Below are 18,451 nucleotides of genomic sequence, written 5' to 3'. Positions count from 1 at the left end.
ATCAGCGGCGCGGGTAGGTGCGCAGGACCTTGCCCTTCATATCGGCGGCCAGGTACGCCGCGCCGTACGCGTCGGAGAGGTAGACCAGCAGCACGGGCCGGTCGTCGGCGAACGCCCACGCGGGGTCCACGATGAGGTAGCGGCTGGTCGGCTTGACGATGCCCAGCTTGCTCTCCGCCGTCTTCATCAGCTTCGGCACCGCGTCCCAGGCGAACGACCTCAGCTTCACGGTGGCGTCGCCGGATCCGAGGGTGCCGCCGGCGCCTGTACGGATGGCCTGCCCGTCCCTGTAGGAGAACCGGTCGTAGAGCTTGCCCCGTCCGGGCACGGGTGCCTCGGCGGCGGCGTGTTCCGGGTACACCGAGAAGCGGGAGAACTCGACACCGCCCGAAGCCTTCTCCAGCGCCGCGACGACGGCGCGGAGCCGGGCCGGAGCCAGCAGGCTGCCCGACCCCGCGGTCTCCGTGCCCTGCATAGCGTCGGTGGCGCTCGGGGTGGGGCGGTCGGTGACGGAACGGAGCCGGTCGCCGGCCGCCTCTCCGGTCTCCCTCACCAGCGTGGGCAGCACGATCACGACCGTGGCCAGCATCGCGGTGAGCAGGCCCACGGCCAGGACGGCCACCGCGACCAGCGGCGCGGCGCGGCGTCTGCGCGGCCGCACCGCCGGCGGCCCGGGAGGCAGGCCCATGCGCGGGTCGGTGCCGCCCACGGGGTGGGTGTTCGGCCCCGGCGGGACGGGTCTGAAAGGCGGCACCGCGTGCGCGGGCCGCATCGGGGCCTGGCCGGCCGCCGGGGTCTGGCCGGCGGCCGCCTGCGCGAGCATGCGGTCGAGCTGCTCGGGCGCGGGCCGCGCGGCGGGGTCGGGCACCAGCAGCGCGGACAGGACGGGGGCCAGCGGCCCGGCCTGGCGGGGCGGCGGGACGGTGCCGTTCATGACGGCCGCGAGCGTGGCGACCGGGCTGTCGCGGCGCATCGGATGGTGCCCCTCGACCGCGACGTACAGCAGCATGCCCAGCGACCAGAAGTCCGAGGCCGGGTTGCCCTCCTCGCCGCGCAGCCGCTCGGGGGCGATGTACAGGGGAGAGCCGACCAGTCCACCGGTGGCGGTGACCCGGGTCGACTCGCGCAGCGCCGCGATGCCGAAGTCGGTCAGGACCGGGCTCCCGTCCTGGCGCAGCAGCACGTTCGCCGGCTTCACGTCGCGATGGGTGATGCCCGCCTCGTGCGCGGCCCGCAGCGCCGCCAGGATCCCGCGCCCGGCCGCCGCCGCCTCCGCGGGCGCCATCGTCCCGTCTTGGAGTCGGTCCTCCAGGGACCTGCCGCGCACCAGTTCCATGACGATCCACGGGTGCGCCATGCCGGGCGAGTCGACGATGTGGTGGACGGTCACCACGCTGGGATGGTCGAGCCGGGCCAGGGCGCGGGCCTCGCGCAGCACCCGCTCGCGCATCTTCGCGGCCCGGACCGGGTCGTCCTCAAGCGAGGCGTCGACGACCCGCACTTCCTTCAGCGCCACCTCGCGGTGGAGGGCGAGGTCCTGCGCGCGCCAGACGGTGCCCATCCCGCCGCTTCCCAGCCGCTCCAGCAGCTCGAAACGCCCATCGATCACCATCTGCGCAGACGCCACGGGCACAGCCTAGAGCCACGGCCGCAACAAACACCTCATTCCGTAACAACTCGGCCTCGGTGGCGCCGATGCCGGGGCGGACAAGCCGGGTATGCAGGTGAAGGAGGGGGTACGAACGGGGGGCTGGGGCATGGCCGAGGTGGATTTCACGCAGGTGTTCGACGCCGCGCCCGCCCCTTTGGCGGTGCTGTCGCCGGAGCTGGTGTACCTGGCGGTGAACCGGGCGTACGAGAAGGTCTCGGGCCACAGCCGGGACGAACTGCTCGGCCGGGAGGTCTTGGATGCCTTCCCCGGAGGGCCCGCCGCCAGCGAGGCGGTGGCGTTGCGGACCTCGCTGGAGCGGGTGCTGGCCGAACGCGAGACCGACGTCATGGGGCTGCAGCGGTACGACGTCGCGGTCCCCGGAGAGCCGGAGAGGCTCGAGGAACGCTACTGGAACATCGTCAACGCCCCGATCCTGGGCCCGGACGGCGAGGTCCGCTGGATCTACCATCGGCCGGAGGAGGTCACCGGCTTCGTCCACGAGCTGCGCAAGGCCGGTGCGAGCCCGCCCAGAGGCAGCCGCGGCTCGGCCATCGCGAAGATGCTGGCGATCGAGGCCGAGCTGTTCGCCCGGTCCCGCGAGATTCAGGAGGTCAACCAGCGGCTCCGCCGCGCCCAGGCGGGCGAGCGCCAGACGATCGAGGGGCTGCGGCGCGCGATGAGCCGGCAGCGCGAGGTGGTCGCCGACGCCTCCCACGACCTGCGCGGCCCGATCACCGGGCTGCAGACCCGGCTGCAGGACGCCCTGATCGACCCCGACACCGACTGGCGGCGGATCGTGCTGGCGGCCCTGCAGGACGCCGAGCGGCTCGGCGACATCGTTTCCGACCTGCTGGAACTGGCCCGTCTCGAGGCCGGCACGCCCCCGCCGCTGATCGAATCGGTCGATCTGATCCACCTGGTGGAGGACGAACTGTCGCGGCGGCATCCCCCCGCCGTCACCATCACCATGCGGGAGCGGCCCGGCCCCGTCGTCGTGCGGGGATCCGCCCTCCAGTTGGCGCGCCTGCTGGAGAACCTGATGACCAACGCCGAACGGCACGCCCGCGGCCGGATCGAGGTGTCGGTCGCCCGCGACGACGGGTGGGCGGTCCTGGAGGTCGTCGACGACGGGCCCGGCATCCCGGTCGCCGACCGCAAGGCGGTGTTCAGCCGCTTCCACCGCGGCTCCGACGCCCGCCGCGCCGACCCCGCGGGCACCGGGCTGGGCCTGCCCATCGCCCGGGAGATCGCGCACGCCCACGGCGGCACCCTCCACATCGCCGACAACCCGACGGGCGCGCGCCTCGTCCTGCGCCTGCCCCGGCTCTGACTTGGCCGAGTGTTTGGCCGCCCTTGGTCAGGGAACGGCCTGGCCGTCTTGACGAAGGGCGGCGCGACGTGGCGGGCACAGGAGTGCGGGAGGCGGTCCGCAGGACCGCGGGGCATGCGTGGTTCCACCATCTGACCCGCGTCGGGCTGGTCGGCCGCGGCGCCATCTACCTGCTGATCGGCCTGCTCGCCGGCCGGATCGGACTGGGGCGCGGGCACGGCGAGGCCGACCAGAAGGGCGCCCTGACCGCCGTGGCCGGCACGCCGGGCGGCACCGCCGCCCTCTGGCTGATCGTCGCCGGATTCGCCGGGCTCGCCCTGTGGCAGTTCGCCGAGGCGCGGTACGGCCGCCCCGTCCGGGACGGCCACCGGGCCCACAACCGGCTCATGTCCTTCGCCCGCGGCCTGCTGTACACGATGGGCTTCGCCGCCTCCCTGGCGTTCGCGGCCGGGCACGGCGGCGGCTCGTCCGACCAGCAGTCGCGGACCTTCACCGCCAGGGCGATGGCCGAGCCCGGCGGCCGCTGGGTCGTGCTGGCGGTCGGTGCCGGATTCCTGGTCGTGGGCGCGATCACGATCGTGAAGGCGGTCCGGCGCGAGTTCCTCGAGGAGCTCAAGACGGCGGGGATGCGCATCCGGACCCGCCTGACCGCCACGGTCCTCGGAACGACCGGCAACTGCGCCCGCGGCCTGGTCCTCGGCGGGGTCGGCGGCTTCCTCGTCCACGCCGCGCTCACCTTCGACCCGGGCAAGGCCAGGGGCCTGGACGGCACCCTGCGGGAGTTCGCCCGGACGCCCGCCGGCCCGTGGCTCCTGCTCGCCGTCGCCGCGGGCCTGGCCCTTTTCGGCGCCTATTCCTTCTTCGAGGCCCGCTGGCGCAAGGTCGAAGCCACCACCTGACGCCGTTCACCGCGCAAAGCGAACCCCAACCCCTGGGTAAAAGAAACATGGATGTTCCCCGTGATGCCAGGTAAGCCTGCCGTGAAGGTGACGACGACACACAGGCTTATCGCCACGGAGGTGAACGGTCATGAGTTCGGCCGTACTCGAGGGTCCCTGGAACTCCGGCCCCGGCCCTCAGCAGCGGCTCCAGATCCGCACCGGCGACCGCGGTTGCGCGGTCGTCGTCCACGTCGAGGGCGAGATCGACTACACCACCGCCGACCTGCTGCGCGAGCGCGTCCGCACGGCGGCCGAACCGCTCACCCCGCCCCGCGTGGTGCTGGACTTCGACCGCGTCACCTTCTGCGACTCCTCAGGCCTGGGCACGCTGGTGTCCATGTGGAAGACCGCCCGCGCCGCCGGCGGCGACCTCCTGGTGGCCAGACCGCCCGGCATCTTCAGACGCATACTGGAACGCACCGGCCTGGAACGCCACATCACCATGACCCCCACCCTCGACCAGGCCCTCACCCTCCTCACCCCCCACCCCCGGGGCGCGCCGGGTCGTCACAGCGCCTTCACGCGGTCCTCCATGGCGTCCAGGAAGGACGGGTCGTAGAAGTCGTCGACGTGGTCGCTGTTCCACAGCCCCGAGGTGCGGACGTTCCCGTTCTCCGCGTTCAGACCCAGCCAGCCGAGCGCGACCTGGTGAACGCCCCCGGAGTGCCGCATGGACAGCAGGGCGATCGAGTTCGCCCGGATGGCCTTCCGTTCCTCGCGGTCGGGGACGTCCAGCCAGAGCAGCGGCATTTCGGTGATGCGGCCGCTCACGGATCGCTCCAGGCGGTGTTCGGCTCCCCGCTGGAGCGGGCTCACGTTCTTCTGGTGCCAGGACTCCGAGACGCCGGCGGGCCACGGCCCGGTGTTCAGGAGGGCGGTGCCGACGTGGTGGCGGAACACGGAACCGCGGTGATTGCCCACTCCCGCGTTGGCGCCCTTCACCGGGCCCCGGTGCTGGGCGAGCCTGGACCAGAACGTCGCCCGCGATGCGGCGCGCAGGGCGTGGCTGCCCACCCGGACGACGCGGAGCCCTTCCCCTCCGGCGCGGGCCTGGCCCTCTTCGAGGAAGAACTCCACGCCGAACCGCGGCCAGCCGGTGGCCTCGGAGCAGTCCCGGAGCCGCCGGGCCCCGCCGACCCGTTCGGCCAGTTCGTCGAGAAGGGCGTAGAAGCGGTCGGTGTCCCGCCCGCGTGCGGCCGACGGACCGCTGACCTCACCGTCGAGGGGCACGGATTCCTCCTGTCTTCTCTTGTCGGCGCGTCCGGGGCGGGTCAGGGTTTGCGGCCTACGGCGCAGAAGAAGCCGAGTTCGCGGTCGGCGTAGAGGGTGTTGGGGTCGGGGCGCCAGCGGGGGAGGGAGACCAGGCCCGGTTCGAGGAGTTCGGTTTTCTCGAAGAAGCGGGCGAGCTGGGCGGCGTCGCGCAGGGCCGCGGGGGTGGCGCCGCTCTCGTTCCAGCGGCGCACGACCTCCTGCATCGCCTCGGTGTTCACCTCGCTGGTGGGGCAGGCGATCGCCAGGTGGCTGCCGGACGGGACGGCGTCCAGGAGGCGGTTCACGATGGGGTACGCCTGGTCGTCGGGGACGAACTCCAGGATGCCCAGCAGGGTGATGCCCACGGGGCGGGAGAAGTCGAGCGTGCGCGCGGCGGCGGTCAGGATCGCCTCGGGGTCGCGCAGGTCGGCGTCGATGTAGTCGGTCGCGCCGCTCGGGGAGCTGGTGAGCAGGGCGCGCGCGTGCGCCAGGACGATGGGGTCGTTGTCGACGTACACGACCCGGCTCTCGGGCGCGAGGCGCTGCGCGACCTCGTGGGTGTTGTCGGCGGTGGGGATGCCGGTGCCGATGTCGAGGAACTGCCGCACGCCCTCGGCGACCATGTGGCGGACGGCGCGGCCCAGGAACTCCCGGTCGGCGCGCGCCCAGATGACCACCTCGGGCATCGTCTCGTTGAGGTGGTCGCCGACCTCCTGGTCGGGAGGGTAGTTGTCCTTGCCGCCGAGCCAGTAGTCCCAGACGCGCGCGGGATGCGCCACGGAGGTGTCGATCTCGATCTCCGGTTCGTGCCCGGAGGGGGTCGCTTCGGTGGTCACGGCGTCACCTTTCCCACGGCTGCGTCGGCGTCGGCGGGGACAAGTCTGACCGGTGCCGGGGGATCTCGCCAACCGGGTGGTCAGGGGGTGTCGCCGATGATCCGGTCGAGGATTCCGGCCGTCTCCCGCGGCGGGGACGCGTTGACCGACAGGCGGTCCAGGCACTTCTTGTAGACGACCAGGTCGGCGGGCTTGTCAAGGTAGAGGGCGCTGGTCAGCTGCTCCAGGTAGACCACGTCGGGCAGGGTCGGCTCGGCGAACCGCAGCAGCGTGAACGGCCCGCTGAGCGCCGCGATCGCGCCGCGGTGCGGCGGGACGACCTGCAGCGTGACCGACGGCGAGCCGAGCGCCTCCCGCAGCCGCCGCAGCTGGGCCCGCATGACGGCGTCCCCGCCGACCGGGCGGCGCAGCGCCGCCTCCTCGACCACCGCCCACAGATGGGGCGGGCGGGGGCCGTCCATGATCTGCTGCCGGCGGGTCAGCACCCGGACGCGGCGCTCGATCTCGCCGGTGGTGGCCTCGGGGTGGCTGAGCGCGATCGCGGCGGCGGCGTACTCCTCGGTCTGCAGGAGTTCGGGGACGAACCGCGTCTCGTGGATCCGCAGCGCCGACGCGGCGCCCTCCAGGCCGATGTAGACCTCGAACCAGGGCGGCAGGACGTCGCCGTAGTGGTGCCACCAGCCGGGGGCGTTGGCGCGCACGGCCAGGCCGAGCAGCGCGTCCCGTTCGCCCGGGTCCCGCACGTCGTACAGGGTGAGCAGGTCGGCGACGTCGCGCTCCTTGAACCCGACGCGGCCGAGCTCCAGCCGGCTGATCTTGGACGCGGAGGCGCGGATCGTCTCGCCGGCGGCGTCCCGGGAGATGCCCCGGGCCTCCCGCAGCCGGCGCAGCTGGCCGCCGAGCAGGATGCGCAGCACCGTCGGGCCGCCGTGCGCCAGGCTGCGCACGGCGCCGGTCGTTTCCGGAGCGTCGTTCGAATCAGGTGTGCTCACTGCCGGCCCCCCGAAAAATCGCGCGAAATCAAGTGTCGCACCACGACCGGGCTGCTCGGCGGGTCTCCGGGTGACTTTCCCGCCGAATTCGGTAGCGGGATTTGTTGCTATCTGACGAGATTGAAGGACTATTCCGTCATGCGGGTTCGGAGATCGTCTGGTAGGCGGCGCGTGCCGGGCCTACCTTACAGACAGTGATGTCTGTATAATGGGGGGTCACGAAGGCGTGGCAGGGAGGGTCCTTCCGCGGACGTTCCCGCTCAGCGCGCCCACTCAGCCGTTCCCTTATGGTGGTCGGATGCCGGACTCTCCACCCCGCCGGTTGCCCCGGGGGCGCCACGCGCTGGCCCCCGAGGAGGTGCGGCGCATCCAGCGGTCGCGGCTGTGCGCCGCCATGGCCGAGGTGATGGCCGAGAAGGGGTACGTGGCCACCTCGGTCGCGGACGTCCTCCAGCGCGCGGGGGTGTCGCGGCAGAGCTTCTACGCGCTGTTCGACTCCAAGCTCGACTGCTTCATGGCCGCCTTCGAGTGCGCGGGCGAACTGCTGATGGACCGCCTGGTCGAGGTGGTCGGTGACTCCACGGGCGGGCCCTCCGCGGGCGGGCCCGGCACGGTGGACGACCGGCTGGCGCTGTGCGAGCGGGCCATCTCCGCCTACGTGGACGCGCTGGCCGAGGAGTTGCCCTACGCGCGGCTGTTCCTGGTCGAGGTGTACGCGGCCGGGCCGGAGGCGATCGCGCGGCGCAGCCGCACCCAGGAGATCATCACCGCCGCGCTGGCCGACCTGATCGGGGCCGCCGACGAGCCCGCCCGCTTCGCCTGCCGGATGATCGTGGCGGCGATGAGCGCGATGGTGACGCCGCCGGCCGCCGAGATGGACGCCGCCGCGCTGCGCGCCCTCGGGCCGTCCCTGATCGAGCATGTCCGCGTCCTGTGGCGGGCGGGCGTTCTCGGCGGGGTTCCCGCCCGGTCGCGTTCCTGACGGACCCGCCCGTTCCCGATGGCGGCGGGCCCGCATCGGCGCGGGCAACTATTCACTCAGTACATACATCGAGTGTATAGTGCGGGCATGTCGACTCCGCAGATCCTGCTGGCGCTCCTCGCCGAGCGTCCCAAGCACGGGTACGAGCTCAAGCGCGAGCACGACGAGCGGCTCCCGGGAGCCAAGCCGCTGCCCTACGGCCAGGTCTACTCGACGCTGCAGCGGCTGGAGCGCGACGGGTTCGTAGCGGTCGCCGAGGTCACCCGGGAGGGCGGGCCCGAGCGCACCGTCTACGAGCTCACCCCCGAGGGCGACGCGCGGATGCGGGCGTGGCTGGCCGAGACCGAGCCGCCCGCGCCCTACGTCACCGGCGCCCTGTTCACCCGGGTGGTCATGGCGCTGGTGGTCGGCGGCGACGCGCGCGCCGGCCTCGACCGGCAGCGCGCCGCCCACCTGGACCGGATGCGGGAGCTGACCCGGGACAAGACGGCACCCGAGACCTCCGCCGCCCGAATCTTGGCCGCCGACTACGCCCTGTTCCACCTGGACGCCGACCTGCGCTGGATGGAACTGGCCCTCCAGCGCATGGCCGACCTGACCAAGGAGATCAGCCGATGAGCCCCCTGCTGCAAGCCCGCGACGTCGCCAAGTCGTTCGGCCGGACCCTGGCGCTGCGCGGCGCGTCCGTGACCGTCGGCGCCGGGGAGGTCGTGGCGATCACCGGCCCGAGCGGCTCCGGCAAGAGCACGCTCCTGCACTGCCTGGCGGGGATCGTCGTCCCCGACGCCGGGGAGATCCACTACGGCGGGACGCGCCTGGACGAGCTGGACGAGGACACCCGGACCCGGCTGCGGCGCGAGGCGTTCGGCATCGTCTTCCAGTTCGGCGGCCTGGTCCCGGAGCTGACCGCCGCGGAGAACGTGGCCGTCGCGCTGATGTTCGGCGGGCTCGGCCGCGCTGAGGCGTCCGCCGCCGCGCTGGACTGGCTGAAGCGCGTCGGCGCCGGCGACTGCGCGCCCCTGCGGCCCGGCGACCTGTCCGGCGGGCAGGCGCAGCGGGTCGCGCTGGCCCGGGCGCTGGCGCCCGCGCCCAAGGTGGTCTTCGCCGACGAGCCCACCGGCGCGCTCGACAGCGTCGCCGGCGAGGAGGTGCTCGGTCTGCTGCTCGGCGCGGCGCGGGAGCACGGCACCACCGTCGTCCTGGTCACTCACGACAATCGGATCGCGGCCTTCGCCGACCGCGAGGTCGTCGTCCGCGACGGCGCCGTCTCCGAGGTCCCGGCGGTGACCCGGTGAACGGGGGCAGGGGGCGGGTGCTGTTCGCCGTCGCCGGGATGCTGGCGCGCGGCACCTCCCGCGCCGACCGGCGCCGCCGGCGCCTGATGACCGGCGGCGCCGCGCTGGCCACGTTCTTCCTCATGGGCGCGGTGAACCTGCTGCTGATCCGGGGCACGACCTACACCGCGTGGGCGGGCCTGGTCAGCGAGTCGGGGCTGCGGCCGGGCACCGCGCTGGCGCTGGCGCTGCTGGTCGTCCCGGTGCTGGCGCTGCTGCACCAGGTGGGACGGGTCGCGCAGGCCACCCAGGAATGGCGCCTGGCCGCGCTGCGGCTGGCCGGTGCCACGCCCGGCGACGTGCGGCTGCTCGGCGCGGCCGAGGCCGTCCGCGTCGGCGCGCTCGGGGCGGTCCTCGGGGGCATCGCCTACGTGGGCGGGCAGCGGGCGGCGATGGCCTGGTTCGGCGTGCGGGACACCGCCCGGTACGCGATCCCGGCCTGGCCGGTGCCGCTGGTGGCCGTCGCGGTGGTGGGCGCCGCCGCGGTGGTCAGCCTGCTGGTGTCGCGCCACGTCGTCACCTCGCCGCTGCACGTGGCGCGGCGCGCGGCCCGGCCCCGGCCGGCCTGGTACACGCTGCTCCCGCTCGGCATCGGCGTGGTGCTGATGGTCTCGGGCTCGTTCACCGAGAACGTGGACAAGGTCGGGGTGCCGCTGTTCTTCGCCGGGGGCACGCTCAGCGTCCTCGGCGTGGCGGCCGGGGCCAGCCGCCTGGTCCTGATGTCCGCCCGCCTGGCGGGGCGCTGGGCCCGCACGCCGGAGACGCTCCTGGCGGCACGCGCCCTGGAGGCCGACCCTCGCGCCTGGGGACGCACCATGGCCGTCGTCGGCCTGGTGGTCATGTTCGGGACGGGCACCGGCGTCGTCGAGTACGACGTCTTCCAGGGCGCCAGGGAATTCGACGGGTACATCGACGGCTTCTGGCTGGTCAGCCTGGGGCTGACCAACGCGGCGCTGCTGTTCGCGCTGCTCGTGGCGGTGTCGGCGCTGGTGGTGCACCGGGCCGAGTCGCTGCTGGAGAGCGGCCGGTCGACGGCGGTGCTGGTCGCGACGGGCGCCCCGGTCAGGTCGCTGCGCCGCTCCGCCCTGCGGCAGACGGTCATCGCGGCGGCCCCGGTCTCCCTGATCGCCGCCCTGGCCGCGCTCGTCGGCATGACGCCGGGCATCTTCGAGCTGTCGGTGAACCCGGCGATGCTCGCCTGGACGGCCGGTCGCGCGCTGCTCATGGTCGTCGTCGCGGTGGCGGTCGCTGTGCTGGTCGCGCTCCTGTCGGGACGGCTCGTGGCCCGCGCCGCCTCACCCGTCCACCTCCGGACCCAGTGACGGCGGGGCCGGACGCGTGCCGGCGGCCAGGAAGGCGCCGGCGAGGGCGACGAGGGCCAGGACGGTGAGGGCGGCGGTGTAGCCGCCGAGCAGTCCGGCGAGGAACGCCCCGGCGGCCGGCGCCAGCGCGACGGCGAGGGCCGTCGGGGCGGTGGCGAGCCCGTTCAGGGTGGCGAAGCGCCGCACGCCCCAGCGGTCGCTGACCGCGGTGGCCTGGACCAGGGTGTAGACGCCCCGGACGGCGCCCGCGAAGACGGCGGCGGCGATCAGCAGCGCCGGCGGGCCGGGGACGACCGCGAGCAACGCGATGCCTGCCGCCGCGGCGGCCAGGACGGCGACCGTGCGGGCCCGGGGGCTGCTTCTGCCGGTGAGCGCCGGGTAGCCGATCCGTCCGAGGACCTGCCCGGCGCCGCACAGCCCCAGGGCGGTGGCCGCCGCGGCGGTCCCCGTGCCCCGGTCGACCAGCAGCGGGACCAGGTTCGAGGTGGCGGCGTACAGGCCGAACCCGCCCAGGGCCATGCCGGCGGCCAGCAGGAGGAAGGCCCGACTGGAGGCCACCTCGCGGATGGACGGTCCGGGCGCCTCCCGCGGGCTCGCGGACGCGCCGGGCCAGGCCGGGGTCAGGAAGAGCAGGTGCAGCGGGAGGGTGATCGCGCACAGCAGCGCGGCGAGCACCAGGTAGGTCGTCCGCCAGCCGAGATGGGCGGCCAGCAGGGCGGTCAGCGGCGCGTAGACGGTGCTGGCCAGCCCGCCGACCAGCGACAGGGTGGTCAGCGGGCGGACGCGGTCGGGGCCGTACCAGCGGGTGAGGGCGGCGAACGCCGGCGGGTACAGCAGCGCCGACTGGGCGAGCCCGGCGAGCATCCAGGCGGCCGTGAACCAGGGCAGGCCGGGGGCGGCGGCCACGGCGAGCAGGGCCGCGGTGCCCAGCGCCGAACCCGCGGTCATCACCGGGCGGGGGCCGCGACGGTCCAGCAGCCGCCCGACCGGCGCCCCGGCGAGCGCGCTCACGACCAGGCCCGCCGAGTACGCGGTCATGGCCGTGGCCGTCGACCATCCGGTGTCCCGGGTCACCTCGATGAGGGCGACCGGGAAGGAGTAGTACAGGATTCCCCAGCTGGTGAGCTCGGTGACGCAGAGGGCGAGGAGGGCCCTGCGCAGGCCGCCCTCGTCCCGGCTCATCGGCCGTGCCCGCCGTCCTCCACCGCGCCGGACGGCAGGGCGCGCTGCATGAGGATCGTGTCGATCCAGCGGCCGTGCTTGTACCCGACGCCGGTCAGCCGCCCGGCGTGGACGAAGCCGTGGCGGCCGTGCAGCGCGGCCGACGTGCCGGACCCGGTGTCGGCGATGACCGCGATCACCTGCCGCGCGCCCGCCTGGGCGCACCCGGCCAGCAGGGCGCCCAGCAGCGCACCGCCGAGGCCCTGGCCGGTGCGGGCGGGGGCGAGGTAGATCGAGTCCTCCACGGTGTGCCGGTAGGCGGGTTTGGGACGCCAGGGGCCGGCGTAGGCGTAGCCCGCCACCTCGCCGCCCGCGTCGGCGACCAGGAAGGGCAGGCCCTTTGCGTCCAGGGCGGCGAGCCGCTCCCGCCACCGGGCGACGGTGGGCGGGGTCTGCTCGAAGGTGACCGTGGAGTGCAGGACGTAGTGGGCGAAGATCTCGGCCACGGCCTCCAGATCGGCGGGGAGCGCCGGGCGGATGCCGGTCTCAGGGAGCGTCACGGCGATGAATTCCTCTATAGCGAAAATTACCTCTATTATAGAGGAATGGTCGATCTTGCGGCACTGGGCGGCCGCGTCCAGGAACTGCGCCGCGCCAGGAGCCTGACGCTCCAGCAGCTCGCCGACGCCGCCGACGTCAGCGTGAGCATGCTGTCCTCGGTGGAGCGCGGGCAGAAGGCGCCCACCATCGTGACCCTCGCGCGCATCGCCGACGGCCTCGGCGCGCCCCTCGCCGACCTCCTCCCCAGGCCCGGCGACGACCAGGTCATCGTGCGCCGCGCCGCCGCCCAGGACACCGTCGACGAGCCGGGGGGATGGCGGCGGACGGTCCTGACCCCCGTGGTCCCCGGCGTGAACTTCGAATGGGTGCGCTCCACGCTCCCGCCGGGCTGCGACGCGGGGGAGTACCCGGCGTACGCGCCGGGCTCCCACGAGTTCGTCGCCGTCGAGTCCGGCACCCTGCGGCTCACCGCCGGGGAGCGGGTCATCGACCTGGAGGCGGGGGACTCGGTCTACTTCGCCGCCCACGTCACCCACGCCTACGCCAACCCCGGCGGCGAACCGTGCACGTACCACGTCGCCGCCCTGATCATGCGCCCCCGCACGCCCAAGCCGCGCGGCCGCTGAGCGCACTCCCCACGGAGCCCTGCCGACGGCGCAGGCCCGGCCGGAGAACCCGGCCGGGCCCACGCCGTCCTTTCCGGGGTCCTTCCTAGAAGACGCCGCCGAGGTCCTGGCGGAGGATCGCGGCCATGCTGTGCTCGGCGAGCGCGGCGATGGTCATGGACGGGTTGCAGGCCCCGGTGGAGCCGGGGATGCGCGCGCCGTCCAGGACGTACAGCCCGCGGTGGCCCAGCACCCGGCCGTGGCGGTCGACCGCGCCGCCCATGGGGACGCCGCCGAGGGCGTGCCAGGTCGAGGGCACCTGGGCGTCCCGGTCGATCATCATCCCGCCGCCGACCCGGACCATCTCGTCCATCCGCTGCTTGATCAGCGCCTGCAGGTCGGCGTCGCCCGCCGGGTTCCAGGTCAGGCGGGCGTCGTCGGCGGACGCGTCGTAGGCCCAGGTGCCGGTGGCCTTGACGATCCCGAACCCGACCACGGTCATCATCCTGGTCCCGTCGGGCGGCAGCATCGGGGACCCGGCGTGGATGATCGTGTACGGGATCGGGCTGCCGGCGACGCGCCCGCCGACGCAGGCGGGGCCGCCCTGGGGGCGTCCAGGGTCGCCGTTCATCTGCACCCAGGCGAAGATGCGGTCGCCGTTGTTGCCCCACTGGGTGCCGATGGCGTCGGGCAGGTCGGGCACGAGGTTCTTGGCCCGCGCCTTGACCATGAGCCGGGTGGTGCCGGGCGACCCGGCGTTGAGGAACACCGCGTCGGCGGTGATGCGCTTGCGCTCCTGGACGACGCCGTCGGTGTCGATGCGGTCGACGTGCAGCACCCAGCGCTTCAGCGCGTCCATCGTCAGGTCGCGGACGACGTGCAGGGGTTCCACCCGGACCCGCCGGGTGGCCTCGGCGGCGGCGAGGTAGGTGACGTCGATGGAGTGCTTGCCGCCGTTGTTGACCCCGAAGGTGAGGTCGCTGGTGGTGTAGGTCGGCTGGTACCTGCCCTGCAGTTCGCCGCGCACGAAGTTCCAGTCGACGGGCAGGGGGACCTTGAAGGTCTCCATGCCGGCCTTCGGCGCGACGTCCAGGAACAGCCGGGACGAGCGGTAGGGGTCGGTGGCCAGCACGTCGTCGGGCACCGTGGTGATCCGCAGCATGCGGGCGACGGTGGGGTAGGCGTAGCGGTCGAGCGCGTCGTAGTCGTCGGCGATCATCGGCATCGAGGCGGCGAAGGCCGCCTCGGTCGGTTGCAGCGTCATGCCGTGGTACGTCAGCGACCCGCCGCCGACCGCGGAGCCGCAGTTGATGGTCATGCCCTGGCCTTCCACGGTCTCCAGCACGCCCGTGTAGGGCTTCCAGGTGCCGGGGACGCCGGGGATCGGGCTGTGGTCGGTCAGCCAGGAGGACCGGCGGTCGACGTTGGCCATGCGGCAGAACGTGGTGGCGTTGGGCCCGGTCGGCCAGCGCAGGCCGCGTTCCAGCACGAGCGTCCGGACCCCGGCCAGGCCGAGCCTGAGGGCGGTCACGCCGCCGCCGAAGCCGGACCCGATGACGACGGCCCGCTCTCTCTGCTCGGTGACGGGGACCCTGGTCCGCCGGGTCGCGGCGTGTGCCGTCCCGGTGCCGAGTCCGGCGGCGAGGCCGAACCCGCCGAGCGCGGCGGCGCCGAGGACCTTGCGGCGGCCGACGCCGGGGCCGGGGCCGGGGTGGTGGGGAGTGGAGGCGTTGTCGGGCATGGCGTGCTCCATGTCGGGGGTGGGGGAACGGGAGCGAGATGAGCGCGCGCCGGGCAAAAGATCTGCCCTCTCCGGACCTGGAAACTACATTCTTGTAGGTCGAGAATCAACCATTCATCGCGTCCTGGGAATGGCGATGGATGCATTTCGGAAGAATTGGTTTCGGGCACAATCAAAGCCCGCCCGGGGTGTGGCCGTCCCTGGGTCGGCCCGGCCGGAACCCGGGACGGTCGCCGTCCCGATGCAACCGCCGGGCCGCTCCGCCCCGAAGTCATGAGCGACGGGCCGGATGGATCGGGCGGCGGCGACGGAGGCGACGGTGATCTTTGATGACGGCGGGGCGGGGGACCGCGTACCGGGTGAGGACCCCTGATGGGCGCGGGCGATCCGGTGGTGGTCGTCGGGGCCGGGCTGGGCGGGCTGGCGGCGGCCGTCCACCTGGCCGCGCGCGGGCGGGAGGTGCTGGTCGTCGAGGCCCGCGGCGAACCGGGCGGATGCTGCGGCTCCGCGCACCTCGGCCCCTACCGGTTCGACACCGGGCCCTCCGTGCTCACCATGCCGGAGGTGCTGGCCGACACGTTCGGCGCCGCGGGCGAGGACCTGGAGGACGTGCTGCCGCTGCGGCGGCTCGACCCCTTCTACCGGATGGCCTTCCCCGACGGCTCGCACCTGGACGTGGTGGCCGGGGCGGAGGAGATGGCCGCGAACGTCCGCGCCCTGTGCGGCCCGGCCGAGGCCGCGCGGTACCTGCGGTTCCGGCGGCGGCTCGCCGCGCTGTTCGCCGTCGAGTGGCCGTCGTTCATCGACGCCGACATGACGAGGCTGCGCGGTCTCGCGCGCCCGTACGCGCTGCTGAGGCTGGCCGCCGCAGGTGGATTCCGGCGCCTGGACCGGTTCGCCGCCGCTCACCTGACCGACGAGCGGCTCATCCGCGCGCACACCTTCCAGTCGCTGTACGTGGGGCTCGCGCCGCAGAAGGCGATGGCCGTCTACGCCGTCATCGCGCACATGGACACCGTCGGCGGCGTCTACTTCCCCTCCGACGGCGGCATGCACGCCGTCCCGCAGGCCCTCGCCCGGGTGGCGGAGAAGGCGGGAGCGTGCGTCCGGTACGGGACGCGCGCCACGCGGGTCGAGACGGACGCCTCGGGAGCGGCGGCGGCCGTCCGGCTCGACACCGGTGAACGGCTCCGCGCGAGCCACGTGGTGATCGCCTGCGACCTGCCCGCCGCGCACCGGGACCGCCTGCTGCCGGAGGCCGCGCGGGACTGGCGGCTGCGCCGGCCGCGCTTCGCGCCGTCCTGCCTCGTTATGCATCTGGGGCTGGACCGGCGGCCTGCCGGGCGGGCGCACCACACCCTGCACTTCGGCCGCGGATGGGCGAGCACGTTCTCAGCCCTGGAGGCCGGGCGCCCCCAGCCCGATCCCAGCCTGCTGGTCACCTGCCCCGGGCCGGACACCACCGCCGCCCCGGCCGGGCACGCCACCCTGAGCGTGCTGGAGCCCGCGCCGAACCTGGCGACCGGCGCCGACTGGGAGCGGCTGGCGCCGTGGCTGCGCGACCGGCTCCTGCGGCGCCTGGCGGACCTCGGGTACGGCGACCTGTCGGCGGCGCCCCGCATGACCTTCGACCCGCCCGCCTGGGCGCGGATGGGCCACTCCGCGGGGACCCCGTTCGCCCTCGACCACCGCTTCCGCCAGACCGCGTGGTTCCGGCCCTCGGGGCGGAGCCGCCGCGTTCCGGGCCTGCACTTCGCCGGGATGCACACCGCGCCGGGCGTGGGCGTTCCCCCCGTACTCATCTCCGGGCGACTGGCCGCGGCCCGGATCCTGGAGGACGGCCGATGACGCTGACCGCGAGCTACGAACGGTGCCGCCGCCTCAACGCCGACCACGGGCGCTCCTACTACCTGGCCACGCTGCTGCTCCCCGCGTGGAAGCGGCGGCACGTCCACGCGCTGTACGGGTTCGCCCGCCACGTGGACGACATCGTCGATTCCGCCGGTGCCCCCGCCGGACGGGCCGCCGCGCTCGACGACCTCACCTCGGCGCTGGCCGCGTGCCTGGCCGGGGAGCCCGCCCAGGGGCCGGTGCTGCCCGCCTTCGTGCACACCGTGCGGTCCTTCGGCATCGAGCGCGCCGACATCGACGCCTTCCTGCGGTCGATGCGCGCCGACCTGACCGTCACCCGCTACGAGACCTACGGAGACCTGCTGGAGTACATGGAAGGCTCGGCCGCGGCCATCGGCCTGATGATGCTGCCGGTGCTGGAGACGGTGCCCGGGGCCGGGCGGCTCGCCCGCGAACCCGCCCGCGAGCTGGGCCGGGCGTTCCAGCTCACCAACTTCCTCCGCGACGTCGCCGAGGACCTGGAGCGCGGCCGGGTCTACCTCCCGCGGCGCGACCTGGCCGAGTTCGGCGTGGCCGAGGACGACCTCGCCCGCGGCCGCGCGTCCCCGGAGCTGCGGGAACTGGTCGCCTACGAGGAGGACCGCGCCCGCGACCACTACCGGCGCGCCCTGGAGGGGGTGGACCTGCTGGCGCCGTCCTCGCGCCCCTGCGTCCGCGCCGCCTACGAGCTGTACGGCGGCATCCTGGACGCGATCGCCGCGCGGAACCACGACGTGCTGGCCGGGAGGGCGCGGGTGCCGCGCCGCCGCCGCGCGGTGATCTTCGCGCGGCACCTGCGGGCGGCGTCGGCGGCCCGGCGGGCCGAGCGCCGCGCCCCGGCGGGTGCGCGGTGACGGCCATGACGCCCCGGTCACGGGCCCGGAACGACGCGCTCGCCCGGCCGGGACGGGTCGTGCTGGACGCGATGGGCGGCGACCACGGCCCGGTGGAGACGGTGCCGGCCGCGGTGGCGGCGCGGCGCAGGTTCGGGGTGCCGGTGGTGCTCGTCGGCCGGTCCGAGGAGATCGGCGCCGAGCTGCGGCGGCACGGCTCGTCCGGCGAGGTCGAGGTGGTGGACGCCCGGGACGCGGTGCCCATGACCGAGCGCGGCGCGCGGGCCGCCGCCCGCCCGGAGTCGAGCGTCATGGTGGGCTGCGAGCTGGCTCAGGGGGACGGCGGCGCGTTCGTGTCGGCCGGGTCGACCGGGGCCGTCGTGACGTGCGCCGTCCGCGCGCTCGGGCGGCGGGAGGGCGTGCTGCGCCCGGCGCTGGCGGTGGCGCTGCCGTCGCTGACCGGCACGACCGTCCTGGTGGACGCGGGCGCGACCGCCGACCCGACCGCGGAGATGGTGGCGCAGTTCGCGCTGCTGGGCACCGCCTACGCTCGGCGGGTCCTGGGCGTCGCCGACCCGTCGGTGGGCCTGCTGTCGCTCGGCGCCGAGCCCGGCAAGGGCAACCGGCTCGCCCGCGAGGCCGGCCGGCTCCTGCCCGCGCTGCCGGTCCGCTTCCACGGCAACGTGGAGGGCCACGACGTGCTCGCGGGGACGGTCGACGTGGTCGTGACCGACGGCTTCACCGGCAACGTCGTGCTGAAGAACATCGAGGGCAACGTCCGCACGACCCTGGAGTTGGTCGCCAGGGCCGGCATCGCCAAGCCCGCCCGGCTGCGCGAGGTCGCGCGGCTCTACGCCGCGGAGACCCACGGCGGCGCGGCGCTGCTCGGCCTGTCCGGGACGGTCGTCGTCGCGCACGGCTCGTCACGGGCCGCCGCGATCGCGCGGGCCTGCCGGGTCGCGTGCGATCTGGCGGCGGACGACACCCGCGCGTCCGGGGACGGGGCCGGCGGGTGAGGCGC

18 protein-coding genes are annotated in these 18,451 nt (G+C 74.4%); 11 read left to right on the top strand and 7 right to left on the bottom strand.

The window, feature by feature from the left end; all coding sequences use genetic code 11:
- Position 1: 1 nt before the first annotated feature.
- A complete protein-coding gene (locus ACZ466_RS09905) occupies positions 2-1,627 on the bottom strand; it encodes a serine/threonine-protein kinase (RefSeq protein WP_378292081.1) in 1,626 nt (541 codons plus the stop codon).
- A gap of 130 nt (positions 1,628-1,757) precedes the next feature.
- Here ACZ466_RS09905 and ACZ466_RS09900 point away from each other — a divergent pair, with 130 nt between their 5' ends.
- The 3 genes from ACZ466_RS09900 (at position 1,758) to ACZ466_RS09890 (ending at position 4,481) form a co-directional block, all read left to right on the top strand.
- On the top strand, positions 1,758-2,981 hold the full coding sequence (locus tag ACZ466_RS09900) for an ATP-binding protein (RefSeq protein ID WP_378292079.1): 1,224 nt from the start codon (positions 1,758-1,760) through the stop codon (positions 2,979-2,981).
- A 68-nt stretch (positions 2,982-3,049) separates the two neighbouring features.
- A complete protein-coding gene (locus ACZ466_RS09895) occupies positions 3,050-3,880 on the top strand; it encodes a DUF1206 domain-containing protein (protein WP_378292077.1) in 831 nt (276 codons plus the stop codon).
- 130 nt (positions 3,881-4,010) lie between these two features.
- Positions 4,011-4,481, top strand: coding sequence for an STAS domain-containing protein (locus ACZ466_RS09890; RefSeq protein WP_378292075.1), 471 nt, complete (start codon positions 4,011-4,013; stop codon positions 4,479-4,481).
- On the opposite strand, the gene ACZ466_RS09885 is transcribed toward ACZ466_RS09890, so the two are convergent.
- The 3 genes from ACZ466_RS09885 to ACZ466_RS09875 form a co-directional block, all read right to left on the bottom strand.
- Complete coding sequence (locus ACZ466_RS09885) at positions 4,430-5,152, bottom strand: hypothetical protein (RefSeq protein WP_378292073.1); 723 nt, start codon at positions 5,150-5,152, stop codon at positions 4,430-4,432. The two genes, ACZ466_RS09890 and ACZ466_RS09885, sit on opposite strands and share 52 nt — an antisense overlap.
- Before the next feature lie 41 nt (positions 5,153-5,193).
- Positions 5,194-6,009: an SAM-dependent methyltransferase gene (locus ACZ466_RS09880; protein ID WP_378292071.1), complete on the bottom strand. Its 816-nt coding sequence runs from the start codon at positions 6,007-6,009 to the stop codon at positions 5,194-5,196.
- Between the two features lie 80 nt (positions 6,010-6,089).
- On the bottom strand, positions 6,090-7,001 hold the full coding sequence (locus ACZ466_RS09875) for a helix-turn-helix domain-containing protein (protein ID WP_378292069.1): 912 nt from the start codon (positions 6,999-7,001) through the stop codon (positions 6,090-6,092).
- A 298-nt stretch (positions 7,002-7,299) separates the two neighbouring features.
- Here ACZ466_RS09875 and ACZ466_RS09870 point away from each other — a divergent pair, with 298 nt between their 5' ends.
- From ACZ466_RS09870 to ACZ466_RS09855, 4 genes are all read left to right on the top strand, one after another.
- Positions 7,300-7,983, top strand: a complete 684-nt coding sequence (locus ACZ466_RS09870) for a TetR/AcrR family transcriptional regulator (RefSeq protein ID WP_378292067.1) — start codon at positions 7,300-7,302, stop codon at positions 7,981-7,983.
- Positions 7,984-8,070: 87 nt separating this feature from the next.
- On the top strand, positions 8,071-8,601 hold the full coding sequence (locus ACZ466_RS09865) for a PadR family transcriptional regulator (RefSeq protein WP_378292065.1): 531 nt from the start codon (positions 8,071-8,073) through the stop codon (positions 8,599-8,601).
- Positions 8,598-9,278 carry an ABC transporter ATP-binding protein gene (locus ACZ466_RS09860; RefSeq protein WP_378292063.1) on the top strand — a complete coding sequence of 227 codons (681 nt, stop codon included), beginning with the start codon at positions 8,598-8,600 and terminating at the stop codon, positions 9,276-9,278. Before ACZ466_RS09865 ends, ACZ466_RS09860 begins: the two co-directional genes overlap by 4 nt.
- Positions 9,275-10,639 carry an FtsX-like permease family protein gene (locus tag ACZ466_RS09855; RefSeq protein WP_378292061.1) on the top strand — a complete coding sequence of 455 codons (1,365 nt, stop codon included), beginning with the start codon at positions 9,275-9,277 and terminating at the stop codon, positions 10,637-10,639. Before ACZ466_RS09860 ends, ACZ466_RS09855 begins: the two co-directional genes overlap by 4 nt.
- Here the strand turns inward: ACZ466_RS09855 and ACZ466_RS09850 are convergent.
- Both ACZ466_RS09850 and ACZ466_RS09845 read right to left on the bottom strand, forming a co-directional pair.
- Positions 10,613-11,821 carry an MFS transporter gene (locus ACZ466_RS09850; RefSeq protein ID WP_378292059.1) on the bottom strand — a complete coding sequence of 403 codons (1,209 nt, stop codon included), beginning with the start codon at positions 11,819-11,821 and terminating at the stop codon, positions 10,613-10,615. The two genes, ACZ466_RS09855 and ACZ466_RS09850, sit on opposite strands and share 27 nt — an antisense overlap.
- Positions 11,818-12,360, bottom strand: coding sequence for a GNAT family N-acetyltransferase (locus tag ACZ466_RS09845; RefSeq protein ID WP_378292057.1), 543 nt, complete (start codon positions 12,358-12,360; stop codon positions 11,818-11,820). Before ACZ466_RS09845 ends, ACZ466_RS09850 begins: the two co-directional genes overlap by 4 nt.
- Before the next feature lie 45 nt (positions 12,361-12,405).
- On the opposite strand from ACZ466_RS09845, the gene ACZ466_RS09840 reads away from it, so the two are divergent.
- Complete coding sequence (locus ACZ466_RS09840) at positions 12,406-12,987, top strand: helix-turn-helix domain-containing protein (protein ID WP_378292054.1); 582 nt, start codon at positions 12,406-12,408, stop codon at positions 12,985-12,987.
- A gap of 85 nt (positions 12,988-13,072) precedes the next feature.
- Here the strand turns inward: ACZ466_RS09840 and ACZ466_RS09835 are convergent, their stop codons facing one another.
- Positions 13,073-14,707 carry a GMC oxidoreductase gene (locus ACZ466_RS09835; protein WP_378292052.1) on the bottom strand — a complete coding sequence of 545 codons (1,635 nt, stop codon included), beginning with the start codon at positions 14,705-14,707 and terminating at the stop codon, positions 13,073-13,075.
- 372 nt (positions 14,708-15,079) lie between these two features.
- Between ACZ466_RS09835 and crtI the strand changes: the two genes are divergently transcribed.
- Genes crtI through ACZ466_RS09820 form a run of 3 tightly spaced genes read left to right on the top strand, consistent with a single transcriptional unit; the run spans position 15,080 to position 18,446 of the window.
- Positions 15,080-16,555, top strand: a complete 1,476-nt coding sequence (gene crtI, locus ACZ466_RS09830; RefSeq protein WP_378292050.1) for a phytoene desaturase family protein — start codon at positions 15,080-15,082, stop codon at positions 16,553-16,555.
- The gene (locus ACZ466_RS09825) at positions 16,552-17,451 is read left to right on the top strand and encodes a phytoene/squalene synthase family protein (protein WP_378292048.1); all 900 of its coding nucleotides are present in this window, start codon (positions 16,552-16,554) and stop codon (positions 17,449-17,451) included. Before crtI ends, ACZ466_RS09825 begins: the two co-directional genes overlap by 4 nt.
- Before the next feature lie 5 nt (positions 17,452-17,456).
- Positions 17,457-18,446: a phosphate acyltransferase gene (locus ACZ466_RS09820; RefSeq protein ID WP_378292046.1), complete on the top strand. Its 990-nt coding sequence runs from the start codon at positions 17,457-17,459 to the stop codon at positions 18,444-18,446.
- Positions 18,447-18,451: the final 5 nt, after the last annotated feature.

The sequence above is a fragment of the Actinomadura rugatobispora genome (assembly GCF_055379765.1).
The sequence above is the reverse complement of the archived record's forward strand: the minus strand, read 5'-3'. Positions and strand labels throughout refer to the sequence as shown.